This window comes from Pseudomonas sp. LD120 (assembly GCF_009861525.1).
Classification (GTDB): domain Bacteria; phylum Pseudomonadota; class Gammaproteobacteria; order Pseudomonadales; family Pseudomonadaceae; genus Aquipseudomonas.
In genome coordinates this window covers 101553-123434 of the sequence record NZ_WVHL01000001.1, presented here as the reverse complement: position 1 = coordinate 123434, position 21882 = coordinate 101553, and the positions used below count along the sequence as shown (strand labels likewise).

At 64.1% G+C, this 21882-nt stretch carries 18 protein-coding genes; 11 read left to right on the top strand and 7 right to left on the bottom strand.

Going from position 1 to position 21882, the window contains the following annotated elements; all coding sequences use genetic code 11:
- Window positions 1–65 precede the first annotated feature (65 nt).
- The gene (locus tag PLD_RS00610) at window positions 66–2990 is read right to left on the bottom strand and encodes a discoidin domain-containing protein (RefSeq protein ID WP_159888907.1); all 2925 of its coding nucleotides are present in this window, start codon (window positions 2988–2990) and stop codon (window positions 66–68) included.
- 302 nt (window positions 2991–3292) lie between these two features.
- Window positions 3293–3751 carry a hypothetical protein gene (locus tag PLD_RS00605; RefSeq protein ID WP_159888905.1) on the bottom strand — a complete coding sequence of 153 codons (459 nt, stop codon included), beginning with the start codon at window positions 3749–3751 and terminating at the stop codon, window positions 3293–3295.
- A 374-nt stretch (window positions 3752–4125) separates the two neighbouring features.
- On the opposite strand from PLD_RS00605, the gene PLD_RS00600 reads away from it, so the two are divergent.
- The gene (locus PLD_RS00600) at window positions 4126–5460 is read left to right on the top strand and encodes a DEAD/DEAH box helicase (RefSeq protein WP_159888903.1); all 1335 of its coding nucleotides are present in this window, start codon (window positions 4126–4128) and stop codon (window positions 5458–5460) included.
- 78 nt (window positions 5461–5538) lie between these two features.
- Here the strand turns inward: PLD_RS00600 and PLD_RS00595 are convergent, their stop codons facing one another.
- Window positions 5539–6786 (bottom strand): TIGR03862 family flavoprotein, encoded by a 1248-nt coding sequence (locus tag PLD_RS00595; protein ID WP_159888901.1) that lies wholly within the window; start codon window positions 6784–6786, stop codon window positions 5539–5541.
- 587 nt (window positions 6787–7373) lie between these two features.
- Window positions 7374–8294: a histone deacetylase gene (locus tag PLD_RS00590; RefSeq protein ID WP_159888899.1), complete on the bottom strand. Its 921-nt coding sequence runs from the start codon at window positions 8292–8294 to the stop codon at window positions 7374–7376.
- Between the two features lie 75 nt (window positions 8295–8369).
- Between PLD_RS00590 and PLD_RS00585 the strand changes: the two genes are divergently transcribed.
- From PLD_RS00585 to PLD_RS00575, 3 genes are all read left to right on the top strand, one after another.
- Window positions 8370–8939 carry a GNAT family N-acetyltransferase gene (locus PLD_RS00585; RefSeq protein ID WP_159888897.1) on the top strand — a complete coding sequence of 190 codons (570 nt, stop codon included), beginning with the start codon at window positions 8370–8372 and terminating at the stop codon, window positions 8937–8939.
- Between the two features lie 103 nt (window positions 8940–9042).
- Window positions 9043–9912, top strand: coding sequence for an acyl-CoA thioesterase II (gene tesB, locus PLD_RS00580; protein WP_015637141.1), 870 nt, complete (start codon window positions 9043–9045; stop codon window positions 9910–9912).
- Entirely contained in the window at window positions 9909–10502 is a 594-nt protein-coding gene (locus tag PLD_RS00575) for an HAD family hydrolase (RefSeq protein WP_159888895.1), read from the top strand. The genes tesB and PLD_RS00575 overlap by 4 nt, the downstream gene beginning before the upstream one ends.
- A gap of 155 nt (window positions 10503–10657) precedes the next feature.
- On the opposite strand, the gene PLD_RS00570 is transcribed toward PLD_RS00575, so the two are convergent.
- A complete protein-coding gene (locus tag PLD_RS00570) occupies window positions 10658–11545 on the bottom strand; it encodes a neutral zinc metallopeptidase (protein WP_159888893.1) in 888 nt (295 codons plus the stop codon).
- 139 nt (window positions 11546–11684) lie between these two features.
- Between PLD_RS00570 and pcaQ the strand changes: the two genes are divergently transcribed.
- The 7 genes from pcaQ (at window position 11685) to PLD_RS00535 (ending at window position 18487) form a co-directional block, all read left to right on the top strand.
- Window positions 11685–12614 (top strand): pca operon transcription factor PcaQ, encoded by a 930-nt coding sequence (gene pcaQ / locus PLD_RS00565; protein ID WP_159888891.1) that lies wholly within the window; start codon window positions 11685–11687, stop codon window positions 12612–12614.
- A gap of 103 nt (window positions 12615–12717) precedes the next feature.
- Window positions 12718–13437 (top strand): protocatechuate 3,4-dioxygenase subunit beta, encoded by a 720-nt coding sequence (gene pcaH, locus PLD_RS00560; protein WP_159888889.1) that lies wholly within the window; start codon window positions 12718–12720, stop codon window positions 13435–13437.
- 10 nt (window positions 13438–13447) lie between these two features.
- On the top strand, window positions 13448–14053 hold the full coding sequence (pcaG, locus tag PLD_RS00555) for a protocatechuate 3,4-dioxygenase subunit alpha (RefSeq protein WP_159888887.1): 606 nt from the start codon (window positions 13448–13450) through the stop codon (window positions 14051–14053).
- A gap of 214 nt (window positions 14054–14267) precedes the next feature.
- Window positions 14268–15047, top strand: coding sequence for an IclR family transcriptional regulator (locus tag PLD_RS00550; RefSeq protein ID WP_159888886.1), 780 nt, complete (start codon window positions 14268–14270; stop codon window positions 15045–15047).
- Window positions 15048–15630: 583 nt separating this feature from the next.
- Complete coding sequence (locus PLD_RS00545; protein WP_159888884.1) at window positions 15631–16683, top strand: Gfo/Idh/MocA family protein; 1053 nt, start codon at window positions 15631–15633, stop codon at window positions 16681–16683.
- 7 nt (window positions 16684–16690) lie between these two features.
- Window positions 16691–17506 carry a sugar phosphate isomerase/epimerase gene (locus PLD_RS00540; protein WP_159888882.1) on the top strand — a complete coding sequence of 272 codons (816 nt, stop codon included), beginning with the start codon at window positions 16691–16693 and terminating at the stop codon, window positions 17504–17506.
- Window positions 17507–17608: 102 nt separating this feature from the next.
- Window positions 17609–18487, top strand: a complete 879-nt coding sequence (locus PLD_RS00535; RefSeq protein WP_159888880.1) for a DMT family transporter — start codon at window positions 17609–17611, stop codon at window positions 18485–18487.
- Between the two features lie 6 nt (window positions 18488–18493).
- Here the strand turns inward: PLD_RS00535 and PLD_RS00530 are convergent, their stop codons facing one another.
- Both PLD_RS00530 and PLD_RS00525 read right to left on the bottom strand, forming a co-directional pair.
- Complete coding sequence (locus tag PLD_RS00530; protein ID WP_159888878.1) at window positions 18494–20116, bottom strand: methyl-accepting chemotaxis protein; 1623 nt, start codon at window positions 20114–20116, stop codon at window positions 18494–18496.
- A 90-nt stretch (window positions 20117–20206) separates the two neighbouring features.
- A complete protein-coding gene (locus tag PLD_RS00525) occupies window positions 20207–21541 on the bottom strand; it encodes an MFS transporter (RefSeq protein ID WP_159888876.1) in 1335 nt (444 codons plus the stop codon).
- Window positions 21542–21882 lie beyond the last annotated feature (341 nt).

The following is a 21882-nucleotide window of genomic DNA, read 5'->3' as shown; positions in this document are numbered from 1 at the left end:
CCCTTTTAACTGAAATTGCCGGCAAAGGGTGACCGAGTCGCGATGTGATCGGTCACCCACTGGCATCAGTTACAGGCGCCGGCGTCGCGCCAGATCTTGCCGCTGCCATCTACGCCGACCGTAGCGGCGCTGGGTTCATTGCCTCGGGTCCACCAGCGGGCGATGTAGTAGCGACCCTTGTGGCTAACCCTGTCATTGGCCACGTAGGTGCCTTGACGGCTCCAGGCGCCCTGGCAGCTGGCCGGCGTTTCCACAGTGTCGGCCTGCACGGTCACGCGATGGTCACGGCTGACCGTGTGGCTGCCATTGCCCAGGCTCAGGGTGAAGCGGTAGCTGATGTCCTTGTCGCTTTTGGGGGCGACAAAACTCAGTTTCGAGCCCGAGGCCTGGAAGGCGACGCTGGGGATAACGCTCCACTTGTAACTCAGGGGCAGACCAGCGGGGTCGCTGGAGCCGGCGGCGTCCAGGGTGACCGACTCGCCGCCTTTGGCCTGAGTCGCGCCGCCAATGACGGCCACAGGCGGTTTGACTTCTTCCACTGGCGGCTCGGTTGGAGTCTCGCCTGCACCTTGGCATGGCCCCTGATCACGCCAGACCTTGCCGGCACCGTCTGCTCCGGTGGTGCTGGCCAGGCCAGGTTCTGCCCCTGAGGTCCACCAGCGGGCCTGGTACTGACGACCTTTCCACTGCACCACATCGTTGCCGACGTAAGTGCCCCTGACTGTCCATTCCGGCTTGCAGCTGACGTTGGCGGCCTTGCCCTTGATCAGCACTTCGTGGGTCTGGGTGGTGCTCTGCTTGCCGTTGCTCAGGAGCAGGGTAAAGCGGTAGCGGGTGTCTTCCTGCCGCTCGGGAGCGATGAAGCTGATGCGCGCGCCGTCAAAGTCGAAGTCCAGGCGCGGCGAGGCTTCCCAGGCGAAGGTCAAGGCATTGCCCTGGGGATCGCTGGAGCCTGCGGCATCCAGGACGATCTTGTCGCCAGCGTTGGCTTCGGTCTTGCCGCTGATCACCGCTACGGGAGGTTTTACGGTCTCCTGGGGTTTGAGGGAGGCCGACTTGACCTGGTTGTCGGCGCTGAATTCGCCGTCAGCGAGCAGGGTCCAAGAACCGCTCGGGCTGTTGCTGCCATACACCTGATAACCCTTGATAATGCCGCTCAGGCCGGCGTCCTGGCGAGGCAGGTAGTGCAGTTGCGAAAAGCGGCTGTCGGTGCCTAGATCAAGCACGATTTCATGGGGATAGCGCGCACCTGTGGCGGAGCTCCAATAGGAGTTGGGGTTGCCATCGATGGCGTGGGGCCCCGCGGCGGAGCCGGCTACGGCGCTGCTGGTGGAGTGGACCTTCCAGCTGTCGCGGGGCAGGGGCGTGCCCTTGGCATCCACCAGCTTCAGTTCGGCGATGCTGGCGTTGTCCTTGCCATCCACCGAGGAAGTCGCCACGAGCTTCAGGTAACGTCCCTGGGCTGTCTCCTGGGAGATGTTGTAGGCGTGGCCTTCAAGAGACAAGTCCTGCGTGGCGCGGTTGTCGGTGTTGATCGCCAGGTACCAACGTCCAGGCCGCGGGTCGTTCACGCCCAGGGACACGGCGTGGTTGCGTATCGAGCGGTAGTCGTAGCTGGAATCGGTAGGTTGGGCACCGTACTTGAGCCACAGTTGGACCTTGCCCGACTTTTCGCTCCATTGGCCGTCCAGTGCGCTGAATACCAGACGTTGAGCGCCTTCGGGCACGTCGATCGGGTAGTAGCGTGTCTGGTTTTTTTCCAAGCTGACCTTCTGGTCAAGAATCGAGGTTGCTTGTTCTTCTTCTAGGGGCACCACGGAAGGTCTGTAGGCCGACATCCGGGCGGCGTTCTCGCGCCACACCCTGGCCATGTTCGCAGTGGTGGCGTCGCCCAGTGGAACTCCGAGCTTGTCGTTAACGTCCGGGTTTGAGTAGTAGTTCACCTGGTCGCCGCAGAGGATGGTCCCGACCCGGCCGTTTTTGTAGCCGAAGCGATAGCTGCTGCCGTCCGAGCAGTGACTGCCACCGATGTTATGCCCCAGTTCGTGACGGAAGGTGGTCACTGAGTTGATGTAGTTGATCGAGTAGCGGCCGTTGACGTAACCCCAACCCACTGCTGTATCGACCCCCGGGGTGCCCATGATGAAGCCGGCTACCACGTCTGGGCTATAGCGACGCATGCCGTCGGCGAACAGGGTGCTCACTTGGCTCAAGGTGCCGCTGGTGATGGGGTAGTCGGCGGCGATCACCTGGGTCCCCACCAGGCGCAGGCGCACGCCCTGAACCTTGGATTGTTGCAAGGCGCGGTTGACTAGTGTGACCTGGATCATGGCGTAGGCTTCGTGGTCACCGATGTAGTTGGCCGCCTTTTGCGAAAAACCGGCCAGCAGGTCGATCACGATCTCACCTTGAGCGTTGCGGTTGGCCTGGAAGCTGCGTTGGCCGCTGCGTGACTCTTGCTGCCCCGGGACTTCAGCGCTTTCGTCGATCAGGTAGTCGAGGCCTTCGGGGGAGGGAGCCGGACTGGCGTCGATACGGATCAACGACTGCTCGCCCTGAGCATTGCCGCGAATCATCACGTTGGCATCCGGCAACAAGGCGATGAAGCTGCCGTCGGACCGTGCGGCGAGGGCCATTTCACCCGGAGCGCTCAGAGAGCGAGCACGGCCTTCCAGTTGCCCGGTCATGACTTTGATGTCTTTGAAGGTGTCTTGGTGTTGCGGCACCAGACTGCGGATACGCATGCCGGTTTCCTGCATCAGCAGGTCGGTTCCGACCTCGACGGCGCTGCGTTGCTGCGGGTTGGCGGTCAGTGCCTGCAGGTTGATGAAATGACCGTTGAGTACGCTTTCCATCGGGACCTGTGGCGTTTGGCTGGGCACCTCGTTGGCCAGCGCCATAGCGCTGAGCGGGAGCAATACCGCGCTGCTCAGACTGGCCACCCAAAGGCGGCTGGCACGGGACAGGGCGTTTAATCTGAAGGTCGGCATAACCATTCCTGGATATACACAGCGCGGCGCAGAACCTGGCGAACAGGACCGTATGAGCGTCCGCGCTGATGAAGTGGATAAGGAGTTGTGCCGGCGCGGGCATCATAGGCAGCGGTGCGGGTGGGCGTATATCCACCGTCAGGTTTTTAGTACCCGTCCGAGGGGGGCTTGCGCGGCGGAGGGCAAGCTCGTGGTGGTCATTGTTTGCCGGTGGGTTGGCGCTGCTGGCGCAGGACGCCGCAGAGCAGGTGTCTGATGGCAACGCCAGACAATGCCCGGCGTTGTGGGTGCAACCTGAAGGATCACTCGACCCCGATCATCAGCACGAGGGAGACCACCACGATTGTCATGCCTAGGAAAAACAGCAGGCTGACCCCTGCCACTTGCCAAAGTGAGATGAAACGCCCGTTGCCGGTCTTGTGCTCCTTCACTTGGGGGCCGAACAGTTGGCGTGCGTAGGCGTTCATCCCGTAGATCGGTGGCAGTACGAAAATCACCGCTGGGATACTGTCCGGCAGCAAAAAGCCCAACACGTTCATGGCGATGAACAGGCCGATGCCCATGGCCCAGGCTTTGTTTACTTCACTCTCGCGCCCCAGTGCCTTGAGGTTCTGGCTGATGAAGTAGGCGCCCGCTACGGAGGTGCCGATGAAGGTGCTCAAGGCGATGGCCGCGATGCTGTAGAGGCTCAGATTCTGATCAGCGGACTTGTGGGCGAGCAGCTCGGCGGCGGGGGCCTGGAAAGGGTTTGGATGATCCATGTGGGGCGGGACTCCTGAGGGGGGAGAGCAAAGTGAGCGAGTCGCTGCCCAGTCGGTTCTTGCGCCGTTTGCGCTGGCGGCCCGTGGCAATCTGCGCGCAGGATACACTCACCGGGGCGGGCTGCGCATGCCTGGGGCCGTCCACAAGCAGGCCTCTGAATTAGGGTAAACTGCCGCCCATTCAGGCTGTGTGAAAACGTCGCGAGTGAAGGCAAGACAAGGCAAAAACAGGCGAGGAGCGGCCGGGGTCGCGTTCGACTTTAGGGGCCTAAATGAGCATTCTGAGCCTGTTTTTAACGCAGTATTGCCACACGCAGTAGTTTTTACACAGCCTGCATTGTCTCCCTGTGCTGACTTTTTCCTACGGTACCCCCATGACATTCGCCACTCTTGGCCTGATCGATCCTTTGTTGCGCGCCCTTGAAACCCTCGGCTACCAGACCCCGACCCCGGTGCAGGCGCAAGCCATTCCGGCGGTCCTGGGTGGGCGTGACCTGATGGCCGCGGCCCAGACCGGCACCGGCAAAACCGCCGGTTTCGCCTTGCCGCTGCTGCAGTTGCTGACCATGGAAGGGCCGAAGGTCGACAGCAACTCGGTGCGCGCGCTGATCCTGGTGCCGACCCGCGAGTTGGCCGAGCAGGTCCACGAAAGCGTGCGCCAGTACGCCGAGTACCTGCCGCTACGCACTTACGCGGTATACGGCGGGGTCAGCATCAACCCGCAAATGATGAAGTTGCGCAAAGGCGTTGATCTGCTGGTGGCGACCCCGGGGCGCTTGCTGGACCTGTTCCGCCAGAACGCGGTGAAGTTCAGCCAGTTGCAGACCCTGGTGCTGGACGAAGCCGACCGCATGCTCGACCTGGGCTTCTCCGAAGAGCTCAAGAGCATCTACGCGGCGCTACCGAAAAAACGCCAGACCCTGCTGTTTTCCGCAACGTTCTCCGACGCCATCCGTCAGTTGGCCGGGCAGATGCTCAACGATCCGCTGAGCATTGAAGTCAGCCCGCGTAACGTCGCCGCCAACACGGTCAAGCAATGGGTGGTGCCGGTGGACAAGAAGCGCAAGCCGGAGCTGTTCAGCCATCTGCTGCGCAAGAACCGCTGGAAGCAGGTGCTGGTGTTCGCCAAGACCCGCAACGGCGTGGATGCGCTGGTGGAAAAGCTGCAGGGCCAGGGCGTGAACGCCGACGGCATCCACGGTGACAAGCCCCAGGCCACGCGTCAGCGCGCCCTGGACCGGTTCAAGGCCAGCGAGATCCAGATCCTGGTGGCCACCGACGTGGCGGCCCGTGGCCTGGACATCGAAGACTTGCCGTTGGTGGTCAACTTCGACCTGCCGATCGTCGCCGAGGATTACATCCACCGCATCGGTCGTACCGGGCGTGCCGGCTCTACCGGCGAGGCGATCTCCCTAGTGTGCGCCGACGAGGTCAACCTGTTGTCGGCGATCGAGATGCTCACTCGCCAGACCCTCAAGCGCCATGAAGAGCAGGATTTTGAGCCCGAGCACCGGGTACCGGAAACCGACGCCAGCGGCCAGGTGGTGAAGAAACCGAAAAAGCCCAAAAAGCCGAAAACCTCCAGCGGTGGTGGCAAGCGCAACCTGGGCAAGTGGGTGGACAGTGGCGAAGTGGCTGAAGCCCCGGCGGTGAAACCGGTGCGCAAGGTCCCGGCGTTCAACACCGGGCCGCGCAAGCGCAAACCTTAACCGCGGCAGCAAACTACAAGCCTTAAGCGGCAAGTCTTGCAGCTTGCAGCTCGTGGCTTGTCGCTTGAAATGTGTGGCTTAAGGCTTGCCGCTGCTTTTCAGCCACTCGAGCATTCCCAGCCCGGCCCGACGGCCACTGGCAAAGCAGGCGGTCAGCAGATAACCGCCGGTGGGGGCTTCCCAGTCGAGCATTTCCCCGGCGCAGAACACGCCGGGTAGTTGCTCCAGCATCAGTCGTTCATCCAGCGCTTGGAAGGCGACGCCGCCGGCGCTGCTGATGGCCTCGTCCAGTGGCCGCGGGCGCACCAGCGTCAGAGGCAGCGCCTTGATCGCCGCCGCCAGGCGCGCCGGATCGTTGAAGGTGTCGGCGCCCGTCAGCTCCCGCAGCAACCCCGCTTTCACCCCCTCGATCCCCAATTGGCTCTGCAAGTGCTTGGCCATGGAGCGCGAGCCGCGAGGCTTGGTCAGGGCCGCCTGGATGTTGTCCAACGCCTTGCTCGGCAGCAGATCGATATGAACAGTGGCTTGGCCGTACTGGTTGATGGCCTCGCGGATCGGCGCTGACAGGGCATAGATCAGGCTGCCCTCGATGCCGCTGGCGGTGATGACGCATTCACCCAGGCGCGGGCGGTCGTCGTTGAGGCCGATGGCCACGTTCTTCAGCGGCGCCCCGGCGAATTTGCTGCGCAGCAACTCGCTCCAGGCGTTGACCTCAAACCCGCAATTGCTCGGTTGCAGGAGGGCTACCTGCACGCCGCGCTGTTGCAGCAGGGGCAGCCACGCACCGTCTGAACCCAGGCGCGACCAACTGCCTCCGCCCAACGCCAGTAGGGTGGCATCCGCCTTTACCGCGAGCTCGCCTGCGGGGTGCTGGATGCGCAGGCTGGCGTCGACATTCCAGCCCAGCCAGCGGTGCCGGGTGTGGATAACCACCCCGGCGTCCCGCAGGCGCTTGAGCCAGGCGCGCAGTAGCGGAGCGGCCTTCATGTCGCTGGGAAACACCCGTCCCGAGCTGCCGACGAAGGTGTCGATACCCAGGCCGTGAATCCATTGGCACAAGGCCTCGGCGCCGAATTCGCGCAGCAGCGGGGCGATGTACGGGGCCCGCTCGGCATAACGCGAGAGGAAGGCCGGATAGGCTTCGGAGTGGGTGATGTTCATGCCGCCAACCCCGGCCAGGAGGAACTTGCGGCCCACCGATGGCATGGCGTCGTACAGATCGACCCGAACGCCGGCCTGGCTCAGTACCTCGGCCGCCATCAGGCCGGCGGGACCGCCGCCAATGATCGCGACGTGGTGGAGCGTGGAAGAGTGCGATGCAGTCATGGCAGAGGCGGGGCTGAGGGAATAGGGCGGGCATTCTACCCGAGGTGCTGCTGGCTTGCTGGATCGATGCAGCCTGGTCAAAAACTGAGCATCGGGCTGCGTGCCTTGTATAACGTGGGCTGGAGCGACTTTCGCGCAGGTTGTCCACAGGCGGCTCCACAGGGATTGGGGGTAAGCGGCCCACGCCAGGATGACAGCCTGATGAAACTGATCAAAAACTAGTCGATTGTTTGCAGGCCTTACGCAGCGTGGGCTATGGCGACTTTCACGCAGGTTGTCCACAGGCGGTTCCACAGCGATTGGGGGTAAGCGCTACGGCGTCGCCGAGCGCCCGATGCAACTGATCAAAAAACAGGCGCCGCGCTGCAAGCCTTGCCGATAGGGGGCTGCAGCGTGTTTCACGCAGCTTATCCACAGGCGGCTCCACAGGGGTTGGGGGTAAGCGACCCATAACACTGTGACCGTCTGATGGCCTTGATCAAAAAACAGGCGATTGCTCGCAGCCCTCGGAAAACAAGGGTTGGCGGGGCTTTCTCCCAGGTTATCCACAAGCGGCTCCACAGCGGATGTGGGTAAGGCCGCCGGATTCAGGAGCAGCCTGAGGACTCCCAGACCCGCTGTGCGCTGTGGTGAAGAATGCCGTGGCGCCTGGCCAGGGCCTGGCGGTCCTTGCTGTAGCCGCCGCCGATCACGCCGACCACCGGGATGTCGCGGCCCAGGCAGTGGCGCATCACCCGTTCGTCGCGTTCGGCCACGCCGGCATCGGTGAGCTTGAGGTAGCCCAGGGCGTCGTCCTGGTGTACATCGACCCCGGCGTCGTACAGCACCAGGTCGGGTTGATACAGCGGCAGCAGGTAATTGAGGGTGTCGTCCACCACCTTGAGGTAGTCGGCGTCGCCCATGCCCATGGGCAGCGGGATATCCCAGTCGCTCTGGGCCTTGCGTGCGGGGAAGTTCTTTTCACAATGCAGCGAGACGGTCACCGCGTCGGGGGTATGTTGCAGGATCCGCGCAGTGCCATCGCCCTGGTGCACGTCGCAGTCGAAGATCAGCACTCGCCCCACGCGCCCGCTTTGCAGCAGGTAATGGCTGATCACCGCCAGGTCATTGAAGATGCAGAACCCCGCCGGGTAGTCGTAATGGGCGTGGTGGGTGCCGCCGGCCAAGTGGCAAGCCAGGCCATGTTGCAGTGCCTGCTCGGCGGCCAGCAGCGAGCCGCCGACAGCGCGCACCGTGCGCCGGGCCAGGGCTTCGCTCCAGGGCAGGCCAAGGCGCCGCTGGTCTTCCCGGGACAACTCGCCGCTCATGTAGCGTTCGATATAGGCGAGGTCGTGGGCCAGGGCGAGGATGTCGGCCGGGCACAGTTCGGGGCGCAGCAGGTCGGCGTCCCGGGTCAGGCCGCTGTCCACCAGGTGATCGCGCAGCAGGCGGAATTTGTCCATGGGGAAGCGGTGCTCCGCTGGAAACTCGGGGCTGTAGTCGTCGTGATAAATCAGTGGCAATGACATGGCATTTTCTTGGAGGAACCCGTGAAGGATCCTACCAGCGATGTAGACTTGCACCCATGAAAACGGAGGGCACCGATGGAGCCGATACTGCAACTCGACAGCGCGCGCTTGTTGCTACGTCAGTGGCGCGACGATGATTTGCCGGCATTTGCCGCGATGTGCGCCGATCCGCAGGTGATGCGCTATTTTCCGGCGCCCCTGAGTCGCTTGGAAAGCGCCGCGCTGATCGGGCGCATACGCGGGCATTTTGCCGAGCACGGTTTTGGTCTCTGGGCGCTTGAGCGCAAGGACAGCGGCGCCTTTATCGGCTTTACCGGGCTGCTGGAGGTGGGCTTTGACGCGCCCTTTACCCCGGCGGTGGAGATCGGCTGGCGCCTGGCCCGGGAGCACTGGGGCCTGGGTTATGCCAGCGAAGCGGCCTGGACCGCCTTGCGTTGCGCTTTTGATCGTCTGGACCTGGACGAAGTCGTGGCCTTTACCACCCGCCACAACCTGCCGTCGCAGAAAGTCATGCAGGCCATTGGCATGCATCACGCGGCCCAGGAGGATTTCGAACACCCGAAACTCGCCGCCGATCATCCGCTGCGCGAGCATGTGCTGTACCGCATTACCCGCGAACAATGGCTGGAAACCTTGCATGGATAGCAGGCGCGCACGTTTAGAATGTGCCGACGAGGTACCTGGCCCCAATTGATATCACCGCCGCAGCCGAGATTGCGCGGTGTTGCCCTGTGTGAGGAGAGTCTGAATGAGTCATGTGCTGGATGATCTGGTCGATCTGTTGACCTTGGAAGCCATCGAGGAAAACCTGTTTCGCGGTCGCAGCCAGGACCTGGGTTTTCGCCAGCTGTTTGGTGGTCAGGTGCTCGGCCAGTCGCTGTCTGCGGCCAGTCAGACGGTAGAGGAAGCACGCCACGTGCATTCCATGCACGGCTACTTCCTGCGTCCCGGCGACGCCGCCTTGCCGGTGGTCTACCAGGTGGATCGGGTGCGCGACGGCGGCAGCTTCAGCACCCGGCGGGTGACGGCGATCCAGAAGGGCAACCCGATCTTCACTTGCAGTGCTTCCTTCCAGTACGACGAAGAAGGCTTCGAGCACCAGAACAGCATGCCCCAGGTGGTCGGGCCGGAAAACCTGCCGTCGGAGCTGGAGATCACCACCCAGCGTGCGCACCTGATTCCCGAGCACATGCGCGAGAAACTGCTGTGCCCCAAGCCCATCGAAGTGCGCCCGGTGACCGAGAAGGACCCCTACAACCCGCAGCCGATGGACCCGGTGAAGTACGTCTGGTTCCGCGCCGACGGCGCCCTGGCGGACAGCCCGGCGCTGCACAAGTACCTGCTGGCCTACGCCTCGGACTTCGGCCTGCTGACCACCTCGATGCTGCCCCACGGCAAGTCGGTGTGGCAGAAGGACATGCAGGTCGCCAGCCTCGATCACGCCCTGTGGTTCCACGCCGACCTGCGGGCCGACGACTGGCTGCTGTACGCCATGGACAGCCCCTGGGCCGGTAACTCCCGGGGCTTCTCCCGGGGCAGCGTGTTCAACCGTGCCGGGCAACTGGTAGCCTCGGTGACTCAGGAAGGGTTGATCCGTCATCGCAAGGATTGGGCATGAGTCTTTCAGAGATAAAACACTGGGTGTTCGACATGGACGGCACCCTGACCATCGCCGTGCATGACTTCGCGGCGATCCGCGAGGCGCTGTCGATTCCTGCCGAAGACGACATCCTCACACACCTGGCGGCCTTGCCGGCGGACGAGTCCGCGGTCAAGCATGCCTGGCTGCTGGAGCACGAGCGCGACCTGGCCCTGGGGTCGCGCCCGGCGCCAGGCGCGGTGGAACTGGTGCGGGAGCTGGCCGGGCGCGGTTACCGCCTGGGCATCCTCACCCGCAATGCCCGGGAACTGGCCCACGTGACTCTGGAGGCCATCGGTCTGGCGGACTGCTTTGCCAAGGAGGATGTACTGGGGCGCGACGAAGCACCGCCCAAGCCCCACCCGGGTGGTTTGCTCAAGCTGGCCGAGGCCTGGGATGTGGCGCCGCAACGCATGGTGATGGTCGGTGATTACCGCTTCGACCTGGATTGCGGGCGGGCGGCGGGGACGCGCACGGTGCTGGTGAACTTGCCGGACAATCCCTGGCCGCAACTGTCCGACTGGCATGCGCGTGATTGTCTGCAGTTACGCCAATTGCTCTTGGCTTGATGGCCGTTGACTGGGCGCTCCGGCGCCCGTCCGAGCTCAGGGCCATTGCCGGTTGCCGGCTATCCAACGGCCGGCCTGATGCCATTTACCCCGTGTACCGGTGTCGGGGCGCCGAGGCCGCTCAGGCACCGCAGCGCCAGCCGTAGTCGCGGGGGTTACAGGTTCTTGGCGGCGAAGGTGTCGCACTGGCCGACCTGGCCCTGGTTGAAGCCGGTCTTGAACCAACGCACCCGTTGCGCCGAGGTGCCGTGGGTGAAGGAGTCCGGCACTACTCGGCCCTGGCCTTGCTGCTGCAGGCGGTCGTCGCCGATGGCGTTGGCGGCGTTCAGGGCTTCTTCCACATCCCCCGGTTCCAGCCAGTTCAGGCGTTTTTGCGCGTGGTAAGCCCAGACCCCGGCCAGGCAATCGGCCTGGAGTTCCTGGCGCACCAGCAAGCCACCATCGCCTTCCATCTGCCGCCCTTGCTGACGTGCGGCCTGCATTTTCGCCGAGACCCCGAGCAGGGTCTGCACGTGGTGCCCGACTTCGTGGGCGATCACATAGGCCTGGGCGAAGTCACCCGCGGCGGAAAAGCGCTGAGCCATTTCCCGGAAGAAATCCATGTCCAGGTACACCTGGCGGTCGGCGGGACAATAGAAGGGCCCGCTGGCGGAGGTCGCCGCGCCGCAGGCGGAGTTGACCCGGCCACGGAACAGAATCAGTTTGGGCGCCTGATACTGGCGGCCGGCCTGCTGGAAAATCGGGCCCCAGGTGTCTTCGGTGTCGCCCAGAATGGCGCGGACAAACTCGGCCTGTTCATCACTGGCCGGCGGCGCCTTGCGCGTTTGGGGGGTGACCGGGGCCGAGGTCTGGCCGCTCTGGTCCATCAGTTGGCCGAGGATCTGCAGCGGGTCCTGGCCGGTGGCCCAGCCGATGCCGACGATCAAAATGATCGCCGTCAGGCTCAAGCCCTTGCCGCCGCCAAAACGCAGGCCGCCACCGCCGCCGCTGTCATCTCGTGCATCCACGACGTTGTCGCTGCGCCGGCCTTTTTTCCAAAGCATGGGGGAGTCCTCGTTTTTTCTGCTGGTCAGTGTTGCTGCTGGCTCAGACCGGCGCCAGTCCGGTCGTCAGGGATTTTTGCGCACGCTACCATGGCTCGGCGCCGGATTGATCCGGTCCAGAGACATTCGGGGCCCCCTATTGAACATCGATACCCGCATCAAATTCCGTCACCTGGTGTGTTTTCTTGAAATGGCCCGCCAGGGCAGCCTGGCTCGGGCCGCCGACGTGCTGGCGGTGAGCCCGCCGGCGATGTCGAAAACCCTCAAGGAACTGGAGGAACTGCTGGAAACCCGGCTGTTTGCCCGCAGCAAATCCGGGCTCAGCCTGACCGAAGCGGGGCGGGCGTTTTTGCGGTATGCCGGGCCTTCGGTGCAAGCGTTGCGCGAGGGCGTCAGTAGCTTGCGCGGCGGCGAGTATGCCGCCGGGCTGGTGCGCATCGGCGTGCTGTCCACCGTGGAAAGCCTGCTGCTGCCGGAGGTGATGCGCCGCCTGCACCAGCGACATTCGGCGCTGACGGTCAGTGTGCTGACCGGCCCCAGCGCCCATCTGCTGTCGCAACTGCGGGTCGGCGATCTGGATCTGGTGGTGGGGCGCATGACCGAAAGCCCGGAGATCCAGGGCCTGAGCTTCGAGCACCTGTACAGCGAATCCATGACCCTGGTGGCTCGCCCCGAGCATCCGCTGGTGGTGGGGCCCTTGCGCCGTGACGCGGTGAGCGACTATCCCCTGGTGTTACCCCTGGCCGGCACCAGCATCCGCAAGCATGCCGACAGCCTGTTCGTGCAGTGCGGTATCGCCCAGTCCGCGCAGCGCCTGGAAACCCTGTCGGTGGCCCTGAGCCGGCGCTACACCCTGTCCAGCGATGCGCTGTGGATCGCGCCGCTGGATGCGGTGCGTCTGGACCTGGCCAACGGCGAATTGCAGGAACTGGATTTGGGGTTGCGCGAGCCTGGCGGTTCGGTGGGCATCTCCAGCAATGCCAGCCTGCCGCTATCGCTGGCGGCGCAATGGGCGGTGGATGTGCTCCGGGAAGTGGGGCGGGCCTATCACGAGGGCAGTTATCCATAACCTTTTGGTTATGGATGGTGGGTGGTTTTTCAATGTTCCCCACTCCTGGTTTGTTTGAAACTGCGCCGGCTGCGCTCCATAAATCAAACAACAGGAGAACGACATGTCTGATGCAGACAGCCGTCGCTTCGTGATCCGCGACCGTAACTGGCACCCCAAGGCCCTGACCCCCGACTACAAGACCTCCGTCGCCCGCTCGCCGCGCCAGGCACTGGTGAGCATTCCGCAATCGGCCAGCGAAACCAGCGGCCCGGACTTCTCCCACTTGCGCACCGGGCGTTTCGATAACGACTTGCTGCTCAACTTCAACCACGGCGGCTTGCCGGTGGGCGAGCGGATCATCGTGTCCGGGCGAGTCTGCGACCAGTACGGCAAACCGATTCCCCACACCCTGGTGGAGATGTGGCAGGCCAATGCCGGTGGCCGTTACCGGCACAAGAACGACCGCTACCTGGCGCCCCTCGATCCGAACTTCGGCGGCGTCGGCAGGGCCCTCACCGACCGTGACGGCTACTACAGCTTCCGCACCATCAAGCCCGGGCCTTACCCCTGGCGCAACGGCCCCAACGACTGGCGCCCGGCGCATATCCACTTCTCCATCAGCGGTCCGTCGATTGCCACGCGCTTGATCACCCAGCTGTATTTCGAAGGCGACCCGTTGATCCCGCTGTGCCCGATCGTCAAGTCCATTGCCAACCCGGACGCGGTGCAGAGCCTGATCGCGCGCCTGGACATGGGCAACGCCAACCCCATGGATTGCCTGGCCTACCGCTTCGACATCGTGCTGCGCGGCCAGCGCAAGACCCACTTCGAAAACTGCTGAGGAGCCTGCCATGCCTGTTCAACTGCTGCCTGAAACCCCCTCGCAAACGGCCGGCCCTTACGTGCACATCGGCCTGGCCCTGGCGGCGGCGGGAAATCCGACCCGTCCCGAGGAAATCTGGAACCAGATGGCCAAGCCTGATGCGCCGGGCGAGCGGATTCTGCTGATCGGCCATGTGTACGACGGCAATGGCCACCTGGTGCGCGACTCCTTCCTGGAGTTCTGGCAGGCCGATTCTGCCGGGGTCTATGACCCGCTGTTCGATACGGAAAAGCCCTTCAACTGCTTTGGCCGCACCGCCACCACCTTCGATGCCGGGGAATGGACCCTGCATACCGTCAAGCCCGGGGTGGTGAACAACGCCGCCGGCGTGCCCATGGCGCCACACATCAACCTGTCGCTGTTTGCCCGGGGAATCAACATCCACCTGCATACCCGGCTGTACTTTGCCGACGAGCCGGAGGCTAACGCCCAGTGCCCGGTGTTGAACCTGATCGAGCAGCCGCAACGTCGGGAAACCCTGCTGGCCCACCCCTGTGAAGTGAACGGCCAGCGCGCCTACCGCTTCGATATCCGCATTCAGGGTGAGGGCGAGACGGTGTTCTTCGATTTTTGACCCAGCGTCCGCCACGGATGGCAAGCGTCGGTCCTGACTGGTTTATGGAAGGCTGTTCCAAAAAATAGCCGGGTTCGGCTAATCTGCGCACAAGGCGTTGTGCCGGGCCCCAAGGTCCGGCCTCGTCGCTTCTGGCGGTCATCGAACCCTGCCGCGCAGTTCCCCAACCGGCCCGTTGTCACTAGAATCGGCCAAATTTTGTCGGGACCCGACCATGGCTGGCAGTCAAATCGAACGCGTCTTCAGCGTTCTCGAACGTCTTACCGGTGATCCCCGTGGCCTGCCGTTGCAGACCCTGGCCGAGCAACTGGAAATCCCCAAAAGTGCAACCCATCGCCTGCTGGCGGAGTTGATTCGCCTGGGCTACGTGCGCCAGAACCCGGACAACCTGCGTTACCAACTGTCCACCCGGCTGGTGGCCATGGGCTTTCGCTACCTTTCGGTCAGCGGCGCCGACATTGTCCAGCCGGTGCTCGACCGGCTGGCGATGGAATCCGGCGAGTTGGTGCGCCTGGGGGTGATCGAAGGCGAGCGCCAGACCTGGATCGCCAAGTCCCAGGGTGCCCGTTCCGGGCTGCGCTACGACCCGGACATGGGCCGCGAGGCGCCGTTGTTCTACACCGCTTCCGGGCATGCGTGGCTGGCCACCCTGAGCGACGCCGAGGCCTTGTCCCTGGTGGAGCGCCAGGGCGTGGAACCCCCGGCGGACCTGGGGCCCAATGCGCCGCGCTCGAACATCGAGTTGCTCGAGCGCTTGCGCCTGGCCCGCGCGCAGGGCTATGCCTGGGTCGAGGAAAGCTCGGCGGTCGGCACCTCGGCGCTTGCCGCGGTGGTGCGCCATCCCATCGATGGCCGGGTGGTGGGGGTGCTCAGCATCGCCGGTCCCAGCGCGCGCCTACCGTTGGCGCGGCTGCATGAACTGGCGCCGTTGCTGCTGCGCTTTGCCGAAGAGCTGTCGGCCGCCAGCCAGGCTTCCGAACTGTTCAACTTGTAGTCGCTGCCGAGCCTGCGAGGCTGCGCAAAGGCCCGCTGGGCCTTGCTTGGCGATCTAGCGTCGGGCGGGTAGTGGCCTTGATATCGCCGCGTCTGTTGCACAGCCGTTCGCAGCCTGCGGCAGCGGCTACACAGGCTTCTGTGTGGCCTTGTCTTCTGTCGCTGCTGCCGAGCTTGCGAGGCTGCGCAAAGGCGCGTAGGTCCTTGCTTGGCGATCTAGCGTCGGGCGGGTAGTGGCCTTGATATCGCCGCGTCTGTTGCACAGCCGTTCGCAGCCTGCGGCAGCGGCTACACAGGCTTCTGTGTGGCCTTGTCTTCTGTCGCTGCTGCCGAGCTTGCGAGGCTGCGCAAAGGCGCGTAGGGCTTTGCTTGGCGATCTAGCGTCGGGCGGGTAGTGGCCTTGATATCGCCGCGTCTGTTGCACGGCCGTTCGCAGCCTGCGGCAGCGGCTTACCGGGCCTCGACTCGGAACAAAGCTGTTCGATAATCGGACAGTATTTTTTATCCCTCTTGTATGAAAATGGAACTGAGTTCTAAATATTTGGAATTCATTGTCCCTATAACAATCACAAGAGGATCTTCCATTGAACCCGCCACTGCGCATTGCCCTGATCGGCGTCGGCAATATGGGGCAGCAGCACTATCAGCACCTCAAGACCCTGGCCGAGGTCAGGCTGTGCGCCGTGGCCGATCCCGGGCCCCAGGCGCAAACCATCGCGGGGCAATGGCAGGTGCCGCATTTCAGCGATCACCGGACCTTGCTCAAGGACGAGCGCCCGGATGCGGTGATCGTCGCCAATCCCAACAACCTCCACGTCAACACGGCCCTGGATTGCCTGGCCGCAGGCGTGCCGGTGCTGCTGGAAAAACCCGTGGGTGTGCACCTGGATGAAGTGCGCGAGCTGGTGGCGGCCTCGCGCAACATTGGCGTACCGGTGCTGGTGGGCCATCACCGGCGACACAACCCGTTGATCGCCCGTGCCCATGAGCTGGTGCACAGCGGTGCCCTGGGCCGGCTGACCACGGTCACCGCGCTCTGGCAGTTGCAAAAGCCCGAAAGCTACTTCGACATCCCCTGGCGCCGCGAGCCCGGCGCCGGCATGTTGCTGACCAACCTGATCCACGACCTCGACCTGCTGCGCCACCTGTGCGGCGAAGTGCGACAAGTGCAGGCCATCACCAGCAACCAGGTGCGTGGTTACGCCAATGAAGATTGCGCCGCGGTGCTGTTGCAGTTCGACAACGGCGCCCTGGGTAGTCTCACCGGTTCCGACGCGGTGGCCGCGCCCTGGAGCTGGGAACTGAATTCCGGGGAGAACCCGCTGTACCCGCGTCACGCCGATCAGCCTTGCTACCTGCTGGCCGGCACCGAGGGCGCGCTGAGCATTCCCCAGCTCAAGCGCTGGCATTACGCCCAAGCCGGGGCCGGCTGGCATCAGCCCTTGCTGATGCAGCAGGAAGCCTTTGATCCGGGCGAGGCCCTGCGCTTGCAATTGCAGCACTTCGTCCAAGTCGCCCGTGGCGAAGTCGCGCCGCTGGTCAGCGCCGCCGATGCCGCGCGCACCTTGGCGCTGATTGAAGCGATTCGCCAGGCCGCCGCCACGGGCCGCGCCTGCACCCCCACCCCTATTGAGTGAACAACGGATGAGTGAGCGGATTTTTTCCCTGGCCAGCCTGACCGTGCTGGAGCTGTCGCCACCGGAGATGGTGGAGGTGGCGGCCCGTGCCGGCTACAGCCATGTGGGCCTGCGGTTGGAACCGGCGACCCCGGAGGAACATCACTTTCCGCTGGTGGCCGATGCCGGCTTGCGGCGGCAAACCCAGGATCGCCTGCGTGATACCGGCGTGCGGGTGCTGGATGTGGAGATCCTGCGGCTTAAGCCACAGACCCGGGTTGGCGACTTCGAAGCGCTGCTGGCGGTGGGCGCCGAGTTCGCCGCCAGCGAGTTGCTGGTGGCGGGCAATGACCCGGATGAGGCGCGCATGACCGACAACTTCGCCGCCTTGTGCGATCTGGCGCGGCAGTACGGGCTGCATCCCCACCTGGAGTTCATGCCCTGGACCGACGCGCGCAACCTGGAACAGGCCGTGCGCGTGGTGGAAAACGCCGGTCGTGACAATGGCTGTGTACTGGTGGACGCCTTCCATTTAGACCGTTCGGGTTCGCGTCTGGCGGACTTGGCCAAGGTTGATCCGGCGCGCTTGCGTTACGCGCAGTTGTGCGACGTTGCCGGACCACGTCCGGACGATATGCAGGAGATCCTGCGTCAGGCCCGCAACGAGCGGCGCTTTCCGGGACTGGGTGAATGCGATCTGCCGGGGTTGCTCCAGTGTCTGCCGCAGCACCTGCCCCTGAGCCTGGAAATTCCCACGGTGCAGTTGCTGGAGCAGGGCGTGAGCGCTTTGCAGCGGGCGCAGATGGCGTTGGATGCAACCCGAGCGCTGCTGGCCAGGACCTGAGTTGGCGGGAGGGCTTTCGCCGGCCAGCCGGCTCCCACACCTATCCGCTAGGCGCCGGCTGTTCGCGAAGCTGTGTCTTCAATCACCCCCCAAGGAATGCCCATGACCCGCAGCACGCCCCTCTCCGGGACCAACCACCCCTTCAAGGGTATCCTGCTGATCGTCCTGGCGACCTTCCTGTTCGCCAGCCACGATGCCCTGTCCAAATACCTCTCGGGGTACTTCCCGGTGATCATGGTGGTCTGGGCCCGTTACCTGGTCCACACCTTGCTGATGGCCGGGATCTTCCTGCCGCAATCGGGCCTGCGGGTGCTGCGCAGCAAGCGACCGTTGCTGCAATTGCTGCGGGCCTTGTGCCTGCTGAGCACCAGTTTGCTGTTCACCTCGGCACTGCTGTTCATTCCCCTGGCCGAGGCCACGGCGGTCAACTTTCTCGCCCCGGTACTGGTCACCGCATTGTCGGTGCCCTTGCTCGGCGAGCAGGTGACCCGCGGCCAGTGGCTGGCGGTCATCTGCGGGTTTTTCGGGGTGCTGATCATCGTGCATCCGGGGGGCGAGCTGTTCACCCCGGCGGTGTTGCTGCCGTTCTGCTCGGCGCTGTTCTTCTGTTTCTATCAACTGCTGACCCGCAAGCTGGCCGAGCATGACAGCCCGACCACCAGCAACTTCTTTGCCGGGCTGTGCAACACCCTGGTGATGAGTGCGCTGGTGCCGTTCTTCTGGCAGACCCCGGGCGTTGTCCATGGCCTGTTGATGCTGGCGCTGGGCGCTTGCGGCATGAGTGCCCACCTGTTCCTGACCCAGGCCTTTCGCCACGCGGCGCCGGCCCTGCTGGCGCCCTTTGGTTACTGCCAGATTGTCTTCGCCGGGCTGCTGGGCTGGCTGCTGTTCAACCACACGCCGGATGCGATTACCCAAGTGGGCATCGCCGTGATCTGCCTCAGTGGGCTGGCGGCGGCCTGGCAGCAGCGCGGCCGCTGAGACGACTCAGAAACGGAAGCGCACCACCAGGTTCTGCAGGCCGACCGCCAAGTGCGACAGCGCCTGGCTGGTGGCGTTGGTGCGCGTGGCGGCGTCGGCGCTTTCCAGGGACAGGTCGCGGATGTTCAGCAGGTTGCGGTCCACTTCACGGGCCACCTGGGCCTGTTCTTCCGAGGCACTGGCGATCACCAGGTTGCGCTCGTGGATCTGCTCCATGGCCCGGGTGATCTCCCCCAGGGCCAGCCCGGCCTGTTCGGCGATGGACAAGGTCTGGGCCACCCGCTGATTGTTGCCGTGCATGGCCTGCACCACGCTGTCGGTGTCGCCCTGGACCCGGCCGATCATCTGTTCGATTTCCTCGGTCGACTGCTGGGTGCGATGGGCCAGGGCCCGCACTTCATCTGCCACTACGGCAAAGCCGCGGCCGGCTTCCCCGGCCCGCGCGGCCTCGATGGCGGCGTTCAGGGCCAGCAGGTTGGTCTGTTCGGCAATGGCGCGGATCACGTCCAGCACCTTGCCGATTTCCCGTGACTGCTCGGCCAGGGTCTGCACTTGCTGCAAGGCGGTGCCGACATCGCAGCTCATGGCCTGGATCGAGTCCAGGGTCTGGATCACCCGGGCCTGCCCCTGGGTGGCCTGGGTGGTGGACTGGCGGGTGGTGTCGGAGGTGGACACCGCGTTGCGCGCCACTTCCTCGACGGCCACGGTCATCTCGTTGACGGCGGTGGCGGCTTGCTCGATTTCGTTGTGTTGCTGCTGCAGGCGGCTGGAATCCTGGTGGGTGCTCTGGCTCATCTGTTGCGCGGCGGCGGCCAGCTGGGTCGAGGTGCTGCTGATCAGTTGCAGGGTTTCACGCAGGCTGGCCTGCATGCTGGCCAGGGCCTTGAGCAGGCGCGCGGTTTCATCGCGGCCCGCGCTGTGGATCGGTCGGCTGAGATCGCCGGCGGCCACTTGCTCGGCCACGCCCACGGCCTGGCGGATGGGTACCACGATGCTGCGAATCAACAGCCAGGCCAGGCACAGGGTCAGCAGGGCGACGGCGATCAGGGCGCTGATCACCGTGACCTTGACCTGGGTGTACAGCGCGTCGGCATGCTGGGCCGACTGGCTGACTTCCTCGGCAGTCAGGTTCATCAGTTCGGCGAACTGGTCGCCGGTCTGGGTCGAGTAATCCTGGATCTTGCCGTTGAGCAGGGCCGTCATCTCGCTGCTGCGATTGTCCTGGGACAGGGCTTCGTACTCGGTCAGGGCCTGTTGGTAGCGCTTGACCGTGGCGAGGAATGTCTCGTACTGCCCCCGGTTGTGATCGCCCACCAGCGGCGCGAACCTGGCCAGGGCCTGGTCGAGCCAGGCTTGTACCTGATGCAGGCGGGCAATGGTGCTTTCCAGCACTTTGGGTTCACGGTTGAGGGCCATGCGCAGGCTCAGCACGCGGATGCTCAACACGTAGTCGCGCACTTCTCCCAGGTAGCGGGTGCTGGGCAGGGAAATGTTTTCGGTGTGCTGGCCGGTGGCGCGGACTTCGGCCACTTGCTTGAGGGCGAACAGCCCCTGCAGCAGGACCAGCAGGGCAATCACGCCGAAGCTGATCACGGCGCGTTTGGCGATGCTCAGGTGACCCAGCGTCATGGGACGATCTCCGAGTGTGGAAAAACCAAAGGGGGGAGGGGGAGCCGATAAAAAAACGCAGGCCCTGAGCGGGCCCGCGTGAAAGGAGCATCAGTCTTCTACGTGGGGAATCTTGCGCGGGGCCATGAAGTACAACCAGATCAGGGCAATGAAGTACATGGCCGGGATCAGGGTGAACAGCACGGTGTAGTTGTTGTGGGTGGCGGTGAGGATGTGGCCGACGATCTGGGTCATGAACATGCCGCCGATGGCCGCGCACATGCCACCGAAGCCGAACACGGTGCTCATCATGTGTTTGGGTGTGTAGTCCATCACCAGGCTCCAGATGTTGGCGGTCCAAGCCTGGTGGGCGCCGATCCCCAGGGAGATGGCGAACACCGCCAGCCACAGGTGGGCGGTGCCGGCGGCCAGGATCACGCCGATGATGCAGCAGGCGAACAGGAACATCGACAGCAGCCGCGCCTTGATCGGGTTCATCCCGCGTCCGATGAGGAACGAGGAGAGGATGCCGCCACCGACGCTGCCGAAGTCGGCGGTCAAGTAGATGATGATCAGCGGGATGCCCATCTGGGTCACGCTGATCCCCAGGTTGTACTGCTGGTTGAGGAACGGCGGCAGCCAGTACAGGTAGAACCAGAACACCGGCGCGGTCAGCGAGTAGGCCAGGGCGAAGGCCCAGGTGCCGCGCATGCGCAGGATGCGGCTGAAGGGCACGCGGGTCGGCTCGGGTTCCACCTGTTGCTGGATGTAGGCCAGTTCCGAGGCTTTGACGCTGGGGTGATCTTCCGGATTGAAGTACTTCAGGCCCCAGAACAACAGCCACACACCGCCCAGCGCGGCCATGCACAGGAATGCTGCCTGCCAGCCCCAGGCGTGGAGGATCAAGGGCAGCAGCATCGGGGTGAACATCGCACCGACGTTGGTCCCGGCATTGAAGATGCCGGTGGCCACCGCACGTTCACCGGCCGGGAACCACAGGCGCGTGGTCTTCACGCAGGCCGGGTAGTTGGCCGCTTCAGTCAGCCCGAGAATGAACCGGCAGACCATGAAGCCTGCCGCCGAAGTGGCCAGACCATGGGCGCCGGTGGCCAGGCTCCAGAGCAGCACGGCGAAGAAGAACACCCGCTTGACCCCGACTCGGTCGATCAGTCGCCCTTGCAGCACGAAGCCCACGGCGTAACCGACCTGGAACCAGAAGTTGATGTTGGCGTAGTCCATCGCCGTCCAGTTCATTTCCTTGGCCAGGATCGGCTGCATCACGCCCAGTGCGGCGCGATCGATGTAGTTCAGGGTGGTGGCGAAGAACACCAGGGCGAGCATGCCCCAGCGGGTCTTGCCGACGGCCATGGCGCCGCGGATCTTGTCGCCGATGCCGCCGGCAACACTGAGGCTCGGGGCAATGCGAGAGCTTTGGGAAGGAATCATATAAGCCATCCGTTCAGTGACTGACGAGCCAGGGCTCGTCGGAACTCTAAGGCGCGCGATCAATCGTCAGCGAGGGCATGAACGCCGGGGACTGGGTGATTGATCGACTGGTTTGGTTCGTCGAGCCGTTGATTGCGGACCGGCGAACGCCATCGGTACGACGATCTGCTCAGGGCAGTAGCGGGTCGTGATCCAGGGTGCCGATTGAGGCCGTTCCAGGCACGGGCCAAAGGGATGAGCAGCAGGGCGGGGCGTTGAGTGCAAGCATGAGGATGTACCCGATTTTTAAAATTTTTATGGTGTGTTCTGGGTCTGGGTGATTGAAGCCACGGTTTTTTGGG